At 47.1% G+C, this 17,253-nt stretch carries 11 protein-coding genes; 4 read left to right on the top strand and 7 right to left on the bottom strand.

Annotation, left to right across the window (positions count from 1 at the left end; genetic code table 11):
• Positions 1–478: 478 nt before the first annotated feature.
• On the top strand, positions 479–2,734 hold the full coding sequence (locus BT105_RS12775; RefSeq protein ID WP_072301098.1) for a carbohydrate binding domain-containing protein: 2,256 nt from the start codon (positions 479–481) through the stop codon (positions 2,732–2,734).
• A 367-nt stretch (positions 2,735–3,101) separates the two neighbouring features.
• On the opposite strand, the gene BT105_RS12770 is transcribed toward BT105_RS12775, so the two are convergent.
• From BT105_RS12770 to BT105_RS15115, 5 genes are all read right to left on the bottom strand, one after another.
• Positions 3,102–4,724 (bottom strand): type 2 periplasmic-binding domain-containing protein, encoded by a 1,623-nt coding sequence (locus tag BT105_RS12770; RefSeq protein ID WP_072301097.1) that lies wholly within the window; start codon positions 4,722–4,724, stop codon positions 3,102–3,104.
• A 10-nt stretch (positions 4,725–4,734) separates the two neighbouring features.
• Entirely contained in the window at positions 4,735–6,327 is a 1,593-nt protein-coding gene (locus BT105_RS12765; RefSeq protein WP_072301096.1) for a hypothetical protein, read from the bottom strand.
• 14 nt (positions 6,328–6,341) lie between these two features.
• Complete coding sequence (locus tag BT105_RS12760; protein ID WP_072301095.1) at positions 6,342–7,628, bottom strand: GGDEF domain-containing protein; 1,287 nt, start codon at positions 7,626–7,628, stop codon at positions 6,342–6,344.
• A gap of 257 nt (positions 7,629–7,885) precedes the next feature.
• A complete protein-coding gene (locus tag BT105_RS12755) occupies positions 7,886–8,485 on the bottom strand; it encodes a Fic/DOC family protein (RefSeq protein WP_072301094.1) in 600 nt (199 codons plus the stop codon).
• Positions 8,485–8,757, bottom strand: a complete 273-nt coding sequence (locus BT105_RS15115; RefSeq protein WP_177243989.1) for an antitoxin VbhA family protein — start codon at positions 8,755–8,757, stop codon at positions 8,485–8,487. The genes BT105_RS12755 and BT105_RS15115 overlap by 1 nt, the downstream gene beginning before the upstream one ends.
• Before the next feature lie 297 nt (positions 8,758–9,054).
• Here BT105_RS15115 and BT105_RS12750 point away from each other — a divergent pair, with 297 nt between their 5' ends.
• Together BT105_RS12750 and BT105_RS12745 are read left to right on the top strand one after the other, a co-directional pair.
• Complete coding sequence (locus tag BT105_RS12750; RefSeq protein ID WP_207646769.1) at positions 9,055–9,771, top strand: hypothetical protein; 717 nt, start codon at positions 9,055–9,057, stop codon at positions 9,769–9,771.
• 6 nt (positions 9,772–9,777) lie between these two features.
• Positions 9,778–11,937: an alpha/beta hydrolase family protein gene (locus BT105_RS12745; RefSeq protein ID WP_072301092.1), complete on the top strand. Its 2,160-nt coding sequence runs from the start codon at positions 9,778–9,780 to the stop codon at positions 11,935–11,937.
• Positions 11,938–12,026: 89 nt separating this feature from the next.
• On the opposite strand, the gene BT105_RS14895 is transcribed toward BT105_RS12745, so the two are convergent.
• Both BT105_RS14895 and BT105_RS12740 read right to left on the bottom strand, forming a co-directional pair.
• Positions 12,027–12,251 carry a hypothetical protein gene (locus BT105_RS14895; RefSeq protein WP_143186600.1) on the bottom strand — a complete coding sequence of 75 codons (225 nt, stop codon included), beginning with the start codon at positions 12,249–12,251 and terminating at the stop codon, positions 12,027–12,029.
• 89 nt (positions 12,252–12,340) lie between these two features.
• Complete coding sequence (locus tag BT105_RS12740) at positions 12,341–14,503, bottom strand: substrate-binding domain-containing protein (RefSeq protein ID WP_072301194.1); 2,163 nt, start codon at positions 14,501–14,503, stop codon at positions 12,341–12,343.
• A gap of 459 nt (positions 14,504–14,962) precedes the next feature.
• Here BT105_RS12740 and BT105_RS12735 point away from each other — a divergent pair, with 459 nt between their 5' ends.
• Complete coding sequence (locus BT105_RS12735; RefSeq protein ID WP_081367905.1) at positions 14,963–17,212, top strand: cellulase family glycosylhydrolase; 2,250 nt, start codon at positions 14,963–14,965, stop codon at positions 17,210–17,212.
• Positions 17,213–17,253: the final 41 nt, after the last annotated feature.

The raw sequence follows: 17,253 nt of genomic DNA, 5'->3' as shown, positions 1-17,253 counted from the left end.
AACACTTATATAGAAGCTTACAGTTAATTATGGGGGAAACCTTTCTGAGGAAAGGTTCTCCCCCATACCCCTTTCCAAAGACTTTTATCTGGTTTTTTCGCAGATAGGGCGCTTCTTAAATAAAAAAAGACCTGCAAAAATGCAGGTGCGCCCTATCTGTGAAAAAACAAAACTAAAGTTTTAGGGAGAGAGTTTGAGAGAAGCCCCTTTTTCAAAAGGGGTTCTCTCAATAATAATTATAAAACTTCTATATGAGTATCATGGTTAATGTGCGGCTTTTTATTTTTGTGAATAATATACGATCATGCAAAATATATAACATATTTACGTTTAATGTAAATATAACATCATTATTTTGTCCACCTTTGCAATGTATTTTGAGTTTACAAATAATAAAATTAATGATAAAATATACAATGTATAAAACTGTTATACGTGAATGACTGTAAAAAATATTTTCATACAGGGGGTTATTAAAATGAATATCACTCGCAAATTCAAGACTGCTGTTTCAGCAGTTATGGCGGGAGCAATGCTGATAAGCACTGCTTCAACAATCCCGACATCAGCGCCTATGGTAGCTGACGCTGCCAGCGCGTGCAACATCAACACAAACAAGGAATATCAGACTATCCGCGGCTTCGGCGGCATGAACCACCCCGAGTGGCAGAGCTACAACGCTCAGAACGGAGCTCCCGGAGACATGACGGCAGCTCAGGTCCAGACAGCCTTCGGAAACGGCGATAACGAGCTTGGTCTCACTATCCTGCGTATCTTCGTAAGCGACGACAAGAACGCTTGGAAGAACGCTATCCCGACAGCTCAGAGAGCTCAGAAGCTTGGTGCAACCGTATTCGCAACACCGTGGAATCCGCCTGCATCAATGAGACAGAATGGCTCGGGCGGTCCTTCAGGCGGTAAGTACGTTCTGAAAAACGGCGCTGAGGGACAGTACGCACAGCACCTCAACGACTTCATCAAGTACTGTAACAGCCAGGGCGTTCAGCTCAACTCCATATCAGTACAGAATGAGCCTGACTGGTCAGGCGAGTGGACAGCATGGACACCAGACCGTGCGGCAAACTTCATTGCAAACTACGGTAAATCCGTAACAGCAGGCACAACTACAAAGCTGATGTCTCCCGAAAGCTTCAGCTATAATAAGAGCTTCTACAACGCAATTCTGAATAACTCCAAGGCTATGGCAAACTGCGATATGTTCGGCACTCACTTCTACGGAACACAGCGCAGCCAGATGGATTTCCCTGCACTTGAACAGTGCGGCAAGGAGATCTGGATGACAGAGGTTTATGTACCGAATAGCGATAACAACTCAGCAGACAGATGGCCTGAGGGCGTTAAGGTTGCAGAAAATATCCACAACGCGCTCGTTGTTGGTAACATGAACGCTTACGTTTGGTGGTATATCCGCCGTCAGTACAGCCCGATGTGGGATACAGGAAAGATATCAAAGCGTGGCTATGCAATGGCTCAGTTCTCCAAGTGGGTACGTCCGGGAGATGTCCGTATCGACGCCACAGAACAGCCTGATTCAAATATTCTCGTATCGGCTTACAAGCACAGCGACACACAGGCAACAGTAGTTGCTATCAATAAGGGCAGCAATGCTCCTGTACAGCAGTTCAACTTCAGCGGAAGAACTATTACAGACGTAACACGTTACAGAACATCTGCTAATGAGAATATTACAAAGACTTCAAGCCCTGATTTCAGCGGCTCATCATTCAGTGCACAGCTTCCTGCAAACAGCGTTTCCACATTCGTAGTAAGCCTCGTAAGCGACGGCAAGGGCTTCGAGGGCGGCAAGGATCCTGTTCCTCCAGAGCCGATAGAGCCAGACGCAAACGGTTACTATTACCACGATACATTCGAGGACGATAACGGCAGCTGGGAGAGCCGCGGCGGCGCTTCTGTAAACACTGGCGGTACAGCTTACAAGGGAAATAAGGCTCTGACAGTTTCCGACAGAAGCAGTGCATGGCACGGTGCTGCAAAAACTCTCGACTCCCTTACTTTCAAGGCAGGTCAGGAGTACAGCTTCAGTGCTGTTGCAAAGGGCTCAGGCAATATGATGCTGTCACTGGAATACAAGGATTCAACGGGTACAACAGCTTATGCTCACATCGCAGACGGCGTTTCAAACGGCGAATACGTACAGCTTTCCAACACAAACTTCAAGCTCCCTGAGGGCTCGGGCTATATCCTCTATGTTGAAACAGAGGAAGGAACAAGTGATTTCAGCATTGACGAAGTTGTCGTTGCTAAGGCAGGTGTAAAGGTTGACGGTCCTGTGGTTACAACTACTACGACCACCACAACCACAACAACTACAACAACAACAACGACGACTACTACAACTACTACTACAACTACGACCTCCACAACAACGACTGCCGAGCCGACTACGACTTCGACAACTACATCGACTACAACAACTACCAAGCCTGTGACACAAACTACAACGGCAGAGCCTTCCATGAAGCTTGCAGGCGACGCTAACTGCGACAATACAGTAGATATGGGCGACGTTGTACTTATCATGCAGGCTCTTGCAAACCCCAACAAGTACGCTATCGGCGGTTCTGACAAGAACGCCCTTACAGCTCAGGGCAATGCAAATTCTGATGTTGATACAGACGTTAAGGGACTTACCACGAATGACGCTCTGAAGATTCAGAGATTCCTCTTAGGACTTATCCAGTCATTGAGTTAAGCTGAATTCATCAGATAACACAGCAACCGCCCGTAATCGTAGTACTTATAAAGAAATTTTATGCTTATTATTGAGAGGACCCCTTTTGAAAAAGGGGTCCTCTCAAACTCTCTCCCTAAAACTTTCGTTTTGTTTTTTCTCAGATAGGGCGCTCCTGCATTTTGCAGGATTCTTTTATTTATGAAGCGCCCTATCTGAGAAAAAACCAGATAAAAGTCTTTGGAAAGGGGTATGGGGGAGAACCTTTCCTCAGAAAGGTTTCCCCCATAATTAACTATAAGTTTCTATATGAGTATTACGTTTATGGGCGGCTGTTTCGGTTTACGATAGTAAAGGCGCGGTGTTCACCGCGCCTTTGCTGTTCTTATTATTGTGCTGCTCTTCTGCGGACCTCCGCTGTGAGCTCGTCAAAATAGATCTGCGAGTCTATTTGATTATATTCGTCAACATATTCTTCCCATGAGCTTTCAAAGTCATTGCTCATTACCAGAAGCGGCAGATATTTATGCTTCGCAGCGTCTATCTGCTTCATTACCTTGCCGTAATCGGTCTCGTCGGTAACTGAATTGCTGAATGACCACATGGGATACCATGGCGAGTTCTCAGGCGGATCGTTGAGCATTTCCGTGTAGGTCTGTATGCCGTATGCGCTGAAGCAGCGCTGTACATCGTCGGACAGGTGTTCGTAGAAGATATTCGGCTGGTTCGTGGACTCAAAGGCATTTATGCCGTCGGGCGCCATGCCGAGATAGTAGGGCATATAGTTGTAAACGCATATATGCTTTCTGCGGTATTCCTCGTTGCGCCACTGTGCGTACTGCTCGTCGGTCTGGTAGAATATACCGTCTTTGTCAACGCTGTAGTCAACGCCCTCAACTCCCCAGAATCGGAGATTGAGTATCTCAGGTGTGAGAAGGTCGCTGATGAACTTTATTGCAGCCTCGGGATCGTCGCAGCTTATTGAGACGCCAACGCCTGCGGAGCCGTTGAATGCCACTCTGTCACGGTATCTGTCGGGGATACTTCTGTCCATAGTAATTCCAAGAGGGATATATGTGCAGTCAGGGGACAGCTTGTTGACTGAGCTGGAGAAGTTCCAGTTCTGGTCTATCATGCCGAGAACTCTGCCCGATGCGAGCCTTGAATAGTACTGCTCGGAACTGAGCATTGAAAATTCCTTGTCGATAATGCCCTTCTTGTATTCCTCATTCAGAAGCTTGTACCATGCCTTTGCAGTAGGCGTCAGATTATAGTCCTTTGCTTCGAGAGTTTCCGTATCCACTATACAGCAGCCGTCGTTGGGATAGCCGTCAAGGAACATGGGCGGATTGTCAAGGGCAAAGAACCATGCGTCGTTTGCCTCTATCTCATAGCCGTAGTAAGCCTCGCCGTTTTCATTGGTTGGGTTGGCTTCAAGATATCTCTCGATAAGGTCGAAGTACTCATAGGGAGTCTTTATATCTGGATAGCCTGCCCATTCAAGGACCTTTACCTGTATCCAGAAGGCTTCGCCGCTGTGGATAGGGTTGGTGTCCTTGATATTTATTGAGGAGAACAGCGGTATATAGTATACATGACCGTCGTCTGCGCGGACGCTGTCCCACTCTCTTTCGGTGTACATATTCTTTATTCTCGGGTACTGATCCCAGTAGCTGTCTATGGGGATAAAAGCGCCTTCCTTGATGAGCTTCTGGCAGTTTTCAGCGTCGGGCGTCATAAAATCGGGGTACTTATTGGATATCATCATATCGCTGAAGGTCTTGTCTATATCGTCCTGATCAGATATCCACGACTGACGAAGGATAACGCCGGTTTTTTCACCGATTATCTGCTGGATCTCATTGTCTCTGTCGATCTCGGTGCTTCTTGCTGCAAATATTCCTGTGAATTCTTTGATATTGTTTTCCTGAGGCTTATTTTTGCCGCAGCCGCTTACGGAAAGCGTCATTGCCGCAGCGAGAAATGCTGCCGTCATTTTCCTTATCGTCATACTATTCCCCCTATTCTGTATCTTTTTTTATCGTAAATACAAGTCTGAATCTGTCGCGGAAAGGTATCTCGAATTCTACGTTGTCTCCGAGACAGTGCTTAAGGCGCAGATACGGGTTGAATCTGTAGTTCCTGTCGAAGCTGTACTCATCGCTTATATCGCCGTCCTCGAATATGGCGCTTAGCTTGAGCACGTCCTCCTTGACGGGAATATCGCTGCTCTCAAAGGAGATGACCGCGGTATCCTCTGTTACCATGATGTTAGAGGAAACGTCCTCATAATGCTTGAAGACATCTGCCGCGATAAGAGCAAAGGAATAAGCGGGAACGCTCCATTTTTCAGGCGGTATCGGAGAAGCCGAGAACTTCGTTCCGTATTTGTCTGCTACCTCCTCGATGAGCTCTGCCTCCTGTGTAAGCGAAATATCCTCAGTATTGCTGTTTGAGTTGATGTCAGGGTATTTTTCACGCATGGTAAGCTCTGCGTCGAGACGCATTGCTGTTTTGAACAGAGAAGCGTAATCGGATTCCTTGCGCAGGAGAGAAGCATTCCTGTTCTTGAATTCCTTGCCGCTCTTCTGGAGCTTTTCCGATATATCGCAGCATATATCAAGAAGTGTGCCTATCTCGTCTCTGCCGTTCCTGCCCTTGTGGGTATTCTGTATGATACCGATAGCCTTGTATTCTGTCGAAGCAGCCTTGACTCTGCGCTTTATGCCTACTGCGAGCATACGTCCCATAAAGATAGAGAACACAACTATGCCTGCAAGCAGGACCATGAGCTGTTTGTTGACCTTTATAAAGTCCGTGAAGCCCTTTTTATGTGAGCGTGAGTAGAACTCGATATCGACTGTGTAGTAGTTACGTGTGATGCACTCAAAATCCTGACTGATAGTGATATTGTCGCCTGTGGAAGCGTCCTTGTCGCTGGTATACAGCAGATGATTGCCGCTCATTATATAGAGCTCGCCGTCGAAATCGAGGCTGTCGGCAAATTCGGATATGACCTTGCTGTTCATTTCGAGACAGAGGTAGCTTTCGCCTGTGTCAAGATTATAGTAGTCGAGCTTTCTGACGAGAATGAACTCGTTCTTTTCCTGGTCTATGCAGAGCACAGTGGATTTGTTGAGCTCCTTGAAGTACTTGTACCAGTAGTCGTTGATAGCTGAGTCAAGCTTTTTTATGCTGCCGCCTGTGAGGACGGTGGGGTTTTTTGTGTAGATAGTGCAGCGCTTTACGATGTTGGTCTCTGCGATATTCAGAGCAGTATTGCGCTGGAGCGGGTAGTAGGCAGCGTAGTATTCTGCCTCAGATGAATAATGTTCGTTGAGAAAGTCGTAAATAGTTTCGTTGGTGTAGATGTTTTTTGCGATAGACACAGCGCTCTCGACGGAGAGATTTACTATCTGCTCCGAGGCTGTGACTACGGTATGCTCCATTTGTCTGTATTTCTCTTTCTGGGTAAGTTTGATAGTTCTTACCATTGAGCCCCATATCGTCAGTACCGCAAGCAGCATCATGACGACAAGGATAGCATTTTTGATGCCTACAGGAGTATTGGAAAATGGAGCGAAACGCCATCTTATTCTTTTTTCATTTTCCAAAACTACCACCTCGCTTATCTGTCGGGCATATTGAGGAGTCTTTTCAGCTCCGCTTTCTTCATGTACATATTTTCCTCAGCCTCTGCAAGGAGAGAATCATAGGAAAAGACGCCCTTTGCATATGAACAGCCGTATGACAGCGAGCATTTTACGGAATCGCTTTTTCTGCTGAGTATATACGGCGAATCTTTGTCGAGCTTATCCATTACTTTATCTAATCTTCTGATAGAACTTTTGGTCATGACAATGAGGAACTCATCACCGCCCATTCTGAAACAGTAGTCTCCGTCTTCAAGAAATTCCCTTATGTAGTTTGCGGCTCTTTTTATTACGAAATCGCCGCTCTCATGACCGAGGGTATCGTTCATGAGCTTGAGGTTATTGACGTCGAAGTAAATGATGCAGAGAGCGTCGCACTTGCGGAATGAATCCTCCATGCTGTGATAGAAGCGCTTGTTCCAGTGCTGAGTCATACCGTCGTGGTTAGCGTCATATATAGCCTGATTCAGGTCTCTTTCGCCCGTGTCGATACTGCCGAGAAGAGTTTTCAGCGAAGCGCTGAGCTGTCCTATCTCGTCATTGCGTGAGTCGTCAAAGATGACCGACGCATCGGCGGTTTTCTGTTCCTTTTCGTTTTTCTTGATAGAATCGATATAATTGGATATCTTCCTGAGAGGGGAAGATATCTTCTTTTTCAGGTGCAGCACAAAAATGAGCACAAATATAAGACTGAGCAGAAGCAGTCCGCCGAATACAGCCGCGATAAACTTGAAGTACTGCGTCTCAAAGGGCTCCTGAAGCTCGACTATCACAATACCGCAGAGATTGTCGTCGACTGTTCTAAGCGGACGGTAAACTGTGAGCCTGCCATTGCTGATGTGGCTCATGGAGTTTCTGCCGTTTATCAGTTCAGCCTTTACAGACGAGGTATAGCTTGTATAATCAAGGCGAGAGCCGAGGGGCTCGCCGCCTGAATCGTAGATATATACGCCTGCGGTGTTGCTGAAGCTGACAAGGGATATCCTGTTTATTATGTCACTGTTGCTGCGTTGATATGCGGCGAGCTTGTTCTGTACCGATTCATAATCATCAGATTTGATCCTTGTTTTAAAGCTTTGTCTTGCATTATCTGCGTTGATAGTCAGCGAAGCGAAGTCAAGAGCGGCGGAAGCGGTGCGTTCACTGTAGTGCGAGCCTATGAAGTGTACACAGCCGTATGAAACGCCGAAGCTGATGAGAACAAAAAGGACGAGTATGACTGCCACAAATAATCCGAAAGATTTATTTAGTGATCTTGACATTTTGATACCTCTGTCCGTTTTATCCGAGGGAGAAGCCCGAATTGAGGGGAGCTTCTCCGCATAGTTATACTTATATTTATACTACTATTTTACATTATTTCATTGTATTTGTCAACTTGTATGGCAAAACAAAGTTTAGGGTTCACAAAAATGTTACATTTGTATAAAGAATTGAAGAAAAAGCACTAAATATTACAAATAGTATAGGTATTTAGTTTCCATAAAAACCATAAAAAAACCGCCTTGAAAGCGGTCTTTTACATTGAAGGGGAGATCATTTCTCCGAATACGTCTCTGAGCATGGACAGATCGCCCTGCGCAGCTTTTATGGCTGCGATAATGAGCATATCCGTGCCGCATTTTGCAAAGTCGATATCCCGTCCCGCATTGCGCGTAAGCAGGGTTATGAACAGACGAAGGGTGCGTCCGTTACCCTCGCGGAATGGGTGGAGCATATTGAGCTCGTGGTACAGTTCAGCTGTTTCATCGAGAAATTCGCTGTCTGACAGTCCGCAGAGAAAGTTCTGAGCGGCAAGGCGCTTGAATTTCAGTGTGCCGAGCCTTTCAAGCTCGCTATGGTCGCAGAAAACAGTACCCTTTTTGGAGATATTTATAGTGCGGAGACAGCCTGCCCAGTCGTATAGGTCTCTGAAGAGAGTCCTGTGGAGAGACTTGTAGAACTCAAAGTCAACATTGACGAATTCAGTCTCCTGTTCAGCCTGTATGCCGCGGAGCAGGGTTATCTGCTTTTCGAGAGCGTCGAGCTCCTTTTGGTCTCTTATATCAAGCTTGTTTATGAGCACTGTTGTATCAGGGTAGCAGTTCCACTGACAGCCCTCTATTTTATAGACAGCCATTATTTTCTTTTGGCGTCTTTGATTATCTTATCTGTGAACTGCTTGAATGACAGCTCGCCGTTAAGACATCTTCTGACGTTTTCGATCTCCTTTTCCGAAAAGCGGTAGCCCTCCATACGGACGGAGGCAAGCTGGTTTTTCAGCGCTTTTTCGGTGGTGACGTTCTGCATCGTTATCAGCTCCTTTACGACGATATTATACCCTTTTTTATGCCGTTTGTCAACAGTCTGCGAGAAAATGTTATACGTATGGCAGGATATGTTATTTGTCAAACCGGCATTTTACACATACTCGGAGCGCGAAGCTTATACAATCCGCCAAAAATTTTGCGTAAAATTACAAAATAGATATAGGATATATTGACATTAGCACTAAAAATGTGTAAAATATTAACATAATCGTTAGTCATACTTTTAGCTAATACGTCAATGTCGCTCCATGCATTTTATTACAGCTATATCGCGTTATTTCACTATTTATCACTGATAGGCTGAGAATTTATGCGGCTCGGGGCAGGATACTGCTCCGAGCCGCTGTCTGTGATCGCAGGAGCGCATATTGTATCGGAGGTGATATATATCAGAAAACACATTAAGCATATAGCCTTTGGAGCGGCTCTTGCGGCGGCTGTCATCTTCGGCGGCACTGGCTGTAATAAGAATAGTGCAGAGGTGGCTGTAAAGGACGGTCAGACGCTTCTTATCGAAAGTCTGAATGAAAAGTACGGCGAGAGCTTCACATTTGTGGATAACGCAGGAGGCGGCACGGCTATGCAGGATCACTGCGCAATACACGTCCGCTCGGAGAAGCTCCCCGATGATACGGTATACGCGGTTCGCGGAGTTTTCGACGGCAAGACCGAGAACAGGGACAACTACATGGCGTATTATCTCAGAAAGGACGCTGAGGCTTATCTGCAATCCATGGCGGAGCAGGTCTACGGGAAGTGCAGGACGTTCTATGCTCCCGATGATAAAATGGTCCTGCCTGCGGATATGGGAAAGGATTCCACGGTGCAGGAGATGCTGAAGGCTTCAAAGTGCTATTATTCAGTGCTTCTTCCCGGCGGACAGGATTTGTCCAAGAAGGAAAAGAAGCTTGACGAGCTTTTGGAAAAGCTCAAAGACGAAAAAATACGCTGTTATTTTTACATTGCATATCTTGATGACGATAAATACTATGATTCCGCTGTGTCAGCCGCAGATGCGGATAAGTCGCATATCATCGCTGACTGTACTGTGGGAATGGACGACGAGTTCAATATTACGGACAAAAAATGGGGGTAAATGTCTATGTCTGATTTTTTTGCAGAAAAAGGGATAACAAATGAAGCAAGAGCTTCGATAATACTCAATACATTCATGTACGTTGACAAATGTATCAGGAGCAAACAGCCGATCACTCTGAAAAGCATTGCCGAGCAGATAAGCATGGACGGTCTTGAGGATTCTCAGAAAGCGGCTCTGGAAATGGTAAGGAGAAGTTTTGCTCATAACAGGAATTCAGATGTGGGGGAACTGGAGCTGGTAAGCTTTTCCGAGCATGACAGAGCAAGGTACAAGGGAGCCTGCGGTGCGGTATTCAGAAGTTCCGACGGCTCAAAGGTATACGTGGTGTACCGCGGTACAGGCACGGGACGCTGGTACGACAACGGCGACGGTCTTTCCAATACCTCGTCGGAGTATCAGAATGTGGCTCTCAGATACTTCAACGACGTTATGGATACTCTTGACCTTGGCGGCGATGTAAAGCTTGTGGTAACAGGTCACTCAAAGGGCGGAAATCTGTCCCAGTTCGTTACGCTGAGATCGGGCTACGGTGACAAGGTAAGGTACTGTATATCCTTTGACGGACAGGGCTTTTCACCTGAGTTTCTGAATAGTATCGACTACTACAACGCAAACAACAGCCGCGTTAAGGGGCTTTGCAATAAGATGTATTCCGTCTGCGGAGACAATGACTATGTGAATGTCCTTGGAAAAAAGGTCATACCCAAGTCCAATACAGTCTATATCAGAACTAAAACGGCGGCTACGGATATTTTCGGCGCTCATACTATAGTGCCCGAATACTATAAGGACGTTAACAAGCATTACTGTGATTATCTTTTCGATTTCAGCAGAAACGCCTTCAACGATCAGGTGAGTCAGCAGAGAGAGCTGGCAAAGTGCTCGAAGGAGCTTAGCAGAAACGCCATGAATCTTCCCCATGACAAGAGAGAGGATATGTGCAGGACGCTTATGACTCTCTCGGAGCAGTTCATCGGCGGAAGCAATTCTCCAAACGGTCTCAACGGCGAAAAAGCCACTCTTGAGGAGAGCGTGGGATTCCTCACAAATCTGTACGAGATAATCGTGCCCCTGACTTCATATGTTGGTACAAGACAAGGCGAGGATATGCTCTTTGACCTGCTTATCTTCCCGCACGACGCCAATGCGGACAGCTCTCTTGCTTCTGCACCTATCGGGGACAGGCTCAATTATGTCATGTCCGATCCCGACCTCATGAAGCTGTATTATCTCGGCGCTTCACTTGCCATAGAGAGTATCTCCGAGCGTGCGGCGCAGGTTGGTTATGCAGTGGGGGAGGTGTCCTCAAAGCAGCTCACTGCGGAGCTGGGCTTCGTTTTGCAAAATCAGCTCTCGGCTATGGATATGGTAAACTCCTGCCTGAGAGGCGGTGCAAAAGCTGTCAGCAATGCGGTCTCTGCTGTAAAGTCGTATATCAACACTTCAATGAACGTGCGTGCAAGCTTTCTGCGCAGCATAGGTCTGGGAAGTCTTGCAGGCTTCAGTAACTGGAGCAAGTATTTCGAGTACTGTAACAACGAGGGAAAGGTTCTGAGATATGGTACCAACAGAAACGACAATCTTGCGTTTACCAACGCTGACGAGGCTATATACGGCGGCACCGGCGACGACTATCTCCATGGAAAGGGCGGTAACGATGATATCTACGGAGAAGAGGGCGCAGATCATCTCTTCGGCGAGGAAGGCAGCGACAAGCTCTTTGGCGGAGCTGGCGGAGATTTCTTATCGGGAAATCAGGATAATGATTATCTCCATGGCGGCTTCGGTGATGATACTCTCAAGGGCGGAGCAGGCAACGACGCTCTTTACGGAAGTGTGGGCAATGATACTCTTATGGGTGAAGAGGGCGATGACCTGCTGTGCGGCGGTATAGGAAACGATACCTATATTTTTAAAAGAGGCTTCGGCAGCGATATCGTAAACGATTCCGACGGCGAAGAGACGTTCAGATTTGATGATATGCTGTCCTCGGAAATGCTGTTTACGACCTCCGACGACAAGAGCGTTACCATAAGGAATATGAACACAGGTGACAGAGTGACTTTCAGGAACTTCAAGCCTGCGCGGTATACCTTTGTTTTCAGCGGCGTCAACTATATTGTGGCAAAGAAAAACGGAGCTTATGTATTCCGTGAGATATGATGAAAACAGGCATAAAGCTTAACCGTGATACTCTTATAGAAATTTTATGTTTACTATTGAGAGAACCCCTTTTGAAAAAGGGGCTTCTCTCAAACTCTCTCCCTAAAACTTTCGTTTTGTTTTTTCACAGATAGGGCGCTCCTGCATTTTGCAGGAATTTTTTTATTTATGAAGCGCCCTATCTGTGAAAAAACCAGATAAAAGTCTTTGGAAAGGGGTATGGGGAAGAACCTTTCCTCAGAAAGGTTTCCCCCATAAATAACTATAAACTTCTGTATAAGTACTATGGTTAGCTTTATGCCTGTTTTTGACAATGTGTTTTTTACGCAACAACTTGATGGGCTGTCGAGGACGCCAGCCCCTACATATTTTATTGGTTTTGGCTATTTAATTGTCAGCTTTTCTAATGGCTAATGGCTTTTCGGTACTCCGAGGCTGTTACGCCCTTTTTCTTTCGGAAAAGCTTCATAAAATGCGACGCGTCGGGATAGCCGCATTTCTCCGCTATCTCGCCTACGCTGAGCGAAGTACTTGCAAGCAGTCTTTCCGCAAGGGCAAGTCTTGCTGAGATAACATCGGCGTTGAAGCTCATATTCAGGAACTGTCGGTACAAATGCTGAAAGTAGGAGGTGCTTATGCCTATTTTTGCGGAGGCTGTCTCTGCTGTCCATTCAAGCTGAGGCTCCTCATAGACGTTGTAGCGGAGCTCCCTTATTTTCGCAAGATAGGCGCTGCTGCTGTCACCTGCGGAGCTTCGCGTGGCTTCGAGCCTTTCCTCAAGCTGGGTTATCATATCCGTTGGAGCTGTGCCGCTTTGGGTGACTGCGGACAAGCGTCGGAGCTTTGCTGAAATACTCACGTTCTGCTGTGCTTCTATCATCTTGAGGTTGGACTTCAGCGAGTTTACGAAAAGCTGCTCGGGAAAGTCGGAATCGTCACATTCGCCTATTATAATGAACTCCGCGCTGCCTGTTCTTGCGGCGAGCTCGCCCCTTGCGCAGGAAAGGTTGACTGCCTGTGCAAAGGATACTATTATCTGCCTTACGTACTCGCTGCCGTACTGTCCGCGGAGCTGTTCTGCTCCCTCGATACAGTAGATAACGCCGTAGTATCGCTGTTCGGGGCTGAGAGTATCGGTTCGGGAGATAAGTCCCTTGCGGCTGAAAAGTCCTGTGAGGATATCACGCTCTGAGAGCCGCTGTATTTTCTCGTTGAGAGACTTCTCGTAATCAAGCATACGTATGCGCTCAATGGAATTGGCAGCCACCTGACAGAATTCGCCGTAGTACTGCTCGAAGATAACTGCTCCCGTATATCGGCGGACGCAGTAGCCGAAATTCCTGTCGAGGTAGTGCAGGGGAGTGCATATGTATGCGGCAGGCTCGTCAGAGAGCTCCTGCTGTGGTATCAGCTTGTCGAGGGAGAATTTCCGCGGAGTGATATCGCTTTTTCCGCTGGAATATGCTATGCGGCAAAGCATTTTCTTTGTGTAGCCGCTGTTTGTGCTTTCCTCGTCATCGCAGAGACAGAGGAAAAAGTCGCTGCGAGAGTCCATGAGGTAGGCGTTCTGCGCAAGGACAATGGCACATTCTTCCATGTTCTTGACGTTGTTCATCATGGAGGAGTAGTTGCTGTGCATGAATATCCCCATGCTCATGTCCCTTGCGAACATCTTCTCGCTGATAGCGGCGTTTCCCGAGGTATTTGCCTTACAGCCGCAGCTTGCTCCCGTCTTAACGGCAGGGCGGACTTCTATGCGCTGTGTGGGAGCTTCACCGCTTATGAGCTCATGCAGGCGGCATATGGCTCCGATACCGTTTTCCATGAACGCATTGCCGAATGTGGTGAGGGAGGGCTGATAGCTGCTGACATCGGGGTTGCCGTCATAGCCGCCTACGGCGATATCGTCGGGGACGTTTATGCCGTTTTCGGCAAGGGACAGGCAGAGCTGCAAAGCCATGAAGTCGTTGCCGCAGACTATGGCTTCGGGACGTTCTACCTCTCCCTTTGCGATTCGTGCCGCGAAGTCCTTTGCATAGTTCACCCAGAAGTCGCCGTAGAAGATGTAGTCCTGACGGAATGGTATGCCGTTTTCTGTGAGGGCGTCGCGGTAGCCCTCGATACGCTGGTCTGAGTGTATTATCTTTTCGGGACCGCTGAGACAGTATATCTTTTTAAAGCCGTGAACCTTTATGAAGTGCTCGGTGAGCTGTCGGAAGTTCTCTCTGTTGTTTTGCAGGCAGCTCTCAAAGCGGTCGCTTACATAGTCGAGAGCTATGACAGGTATGCCCTTTTCGCAGAGCATATCCTCCAGTTTTTTTGACAGGGAGCGGCTGTAGAACGAGCCTAAGTCGATAACGGCTCCGTCAAAGCTGAGCTGTTTTATGAGAGTGTAGATATTTTCGTCGCCTTTCAGGTGGTCGGTCTCGTTGTCGAAGTTTACGAAATGGGTAAGCACAACAAGGTCGTAGCCGAGGGCAGCGGACTGCCGCGACAAGGCTTCGATAAGGCTGGTCTGGTAGAGCTTTTCAACATTTACGGTTATGAAAGCTATGCGTTTTCTCACGGGCATCACCTCTTTACCTGATTATAACATAAAGCAGGGGAGAAATCAACTGCAAAAAGCTGAAAAGTACATAAATTGAGTTGGAATTTTCATTGAATTTTACATCTTGTTGCTCTATAATAAAATCAACATGATAAATCATAGTTTAACGCAATAACTTGCTGAGCCCATGAACGGGATTCCAAAGGGACTGTGTTCCTTTGGCGGAGTTACTCCCCACACTGTGGGGAGTAACCCCGCAGTTACGAAGCGCTCCGCAAAGGGTGAATTCAAAAACAATCCGGTGGATTGTTTTTCAAGAGGGTGACTCCCTGCTGTGCAGGGAGATGTCAGCAAAGCTGACAGAGGGTGCCGGACACGATTAGTGTCGCCCTGCAAGGGAGGGCGTTCCCTGAACGGGACGCCGAGGGCGGCGTCCCCTACAAACATAGATTATGATTTAAGAAAGGAAGTTTTATCATGAATAGTTTCTTCAAAAAGAGCTGGTCTGTGGCACTTGCAGCTGTTACTCTCGCTTCATCTGCTATGGGAAGCTCAATTTTCACCACCTCCGCTGTAAGCGTTAGTATCCAGCAGTATGCAGGTGAAACCAGCAGCGACAATTACAGCGCTTCTGCCGCAGCAGCAAGCTCCGACATAAACGTTGCCGATATCGGCGATTTTTCAGTACCTCTCCTTACAAGCAATAAGGTGGCTGCTGCCGATTACAATATTCCCAACCTCAATATCCCTGCAAAGTCAGTTCCCGAGACTGAGGGCATAAAGTTCGTAAAGGATATGCGCCTCGGCTGGAATCTCGGCAACACTATGGACGCTATCGACGATACAGGCTGGGTAGGCAGCGAAATGGGTATCGAGACCTGCTGGAACGGCGGCTACAAGACCTCCAAGAAGATGATAGACACCGTTAAGGCAGCAGGCTTCAGAACTGTTCGTATCCCTGTTTCATGGCACAACCACGTTGACAGCAACTACCAGATATCAAAGCAGTGGATGGACAGAGTTCAGGAGATAGTTGACTACGCCGTTGACAACGATATGTACGTTATCCTTAACGTTCACCACGATAACGACGCTAAGTATATGTACCCCGATACTGCTCATTATAACCAGTCCAAGAAGTACATGACCACTGTATGGTCACAGATAGCAGAGCGCTTCAAGGACTACGACAACAAGCTCATTTTCGAGACCATGAACGAGCCCCGTCTTATCGGTCATCAGAACGAGTGGTGGATAAATCCCTCCAACGCTGACTGTATCGACGCTATAAAGACTATCAACAAGCTCAATCAGGACGTTCTCGACACTATCCGTTCATCAGGCGGAAACAACGGTACAAGATACGTTTCAGTCCCGGGCTATGACTGCTCCGTTGACGGCGCTACAAATGAGAACTTCAAGATACCTACAGACAAGGTACAGAACAGACTTATCGTAGCTGTTCATGCATATCTGCCATACGGCTTCGCTCTCGCTGAGGAAAGCGACTCACAGAGCGTAAACAAGTTCAACATCAACACAGACACAGGCGAGATAAATCAGGCTTTCGACAAAGTATACCAGAAGTACACCTCAAAGGGTATCCCTGTTTACGTCGGTGAGTACGGCGCAAGAGAAAAGGGCAACAACGTTCAGGACAGAGTTGACTGCGCTGCTTACTTCACAGCTTATGCTTCATCAGTAGGCGTTACCTGCTGCTGGTGGGATGATATCAGCTTCATGCTCCTCGACAGATCAAACTGCACATGGAAGCGTCCCGAGATAGTTGCTGCTATCAACAAGTACGCAAGAGGAAACGCTGAGTCAACTATCGTTACTTCTGTTACTAACCCCAATGAGATAGTTACTACAACTACATCTGCTAATGTTTCCGAGAGCGACAAGATATACGGAACAGAAGCAGGCAACGGCATGGTATCATTCGGTACAAGCATCGGCGAAACTGCTTTCGTTGACGTTCAGTTCGCAGGCAATACAAACTTCATGAACGGCTGTCTGGGCTTCTCACCACAGCTCAACGGCAAGAGCTACTGGGTATCATACGTATGGGAGGCTAAGAAGTCAGGCATTATCACTCTCGATATGAACAATCCAAAGCAGGTAATGGACGTTTCCACTGAGCCTTCCGAGGCTGTTACAGACGCTGACGTCAAGAAGCAGCTCATCGAGAACATCAAGAAGGAAAAGTCCGCACTCTTACAGGCTTGGTACGCTTCCGACAAGTCAGGCAAGGAGATATCTCCTGCTGACACAGGTGCTACAAGCATAAAGGCATTTATCATTTCTTCAAACGGCACTCAGCAGACAACAACTACTACTACAACTACAACCACCTCTGAGACAACAACATCATCAACAACATCAACTACAACTTCCACTTCAACATCAACATCTACATCAACTACGACAACTGTAACTTCGACTGAGACTACAACAACTACTACTGTCAAGCCTGACGATAAGGCTGACAAGTACGGCGACGCAAACTGCGACGGCGAAATTGATATGTCAGACGTTGTTCTCATCATGCAGTATCTTGCAAATCCAAACAAGTACGGTCTCAACGGTTCTGACGAGAAGCACATCACAGAAAAGGGACTTCTCAACGGCGACGTTGACAAGTCAAGCGAGGGTATCACAGCAAATGACGCTCTCCGCATACAGGAGTACCTCCTCAAGAAGGTAGCTTCTCTTGATATCGCATAATGTTTTTTTCATAATATGCTCCAATAGGAAAACTCCGCTGT

It is taken from the genome of Ruminococcus flavefaciens, assembly GCF_900119075.1.
Classification (GTDB): Bacteria; Bacillota; Clostridia; order Oscillospirales; family Ruminococcaceae; genus Ruminococcus; species Ruminococcus flavefaciens_Q.
Note: the sequence above shows the minus strand (reverse complement) of the source record. Positions and strands in the feature narration are given on the sequence as shown.

Bases quoted from the DNA above. Each gene is read 5' to 3' on its own strand.
- BT105_RS12770 (WP_072301097.1), bottom strand. From the start codon at position 4,724: ATGACGATAAGGAAAATGACGGCAGCATTTCTCGCTGCGGCAATGACG.
- BT105_RS12735 (WP_081367905.1), top strand. From the start codon at position 14,963: ATGAATAGTTTCTTCAAAAAGAGCTGGTCTGTGGCACTTGCAGCTGTT.
- BT105_RS12745 (WP_072301092.1), top strand. From the start codon at position 9,778: ATGTCTGATTTTTTTGCAGAAAAAGGGATAACAAATGAAGCAAGAGCT.
- BT105_RS12760 (WP_072301095.1), bottom strand. From the start codon at position 7,628: ATGTCAAGATCACTAAATAAATCTTTCGGATTATTTGTGGCAGTCATA.
- BT105_RS12775 (WP_072301098.1), top strand. From the start codon at position 479: ATGAATATCACTCGCAAATTCAAGACTGCTGTTTCAGCAGTTATGGCG.
- BT105_RS12755 (WP_072301094.1), bottom strand. From the start codon at position 8,485: ATGGCTGTCTATAAAATAGAGGGCTGTCAGTGGAACTGCTACCCTGAT.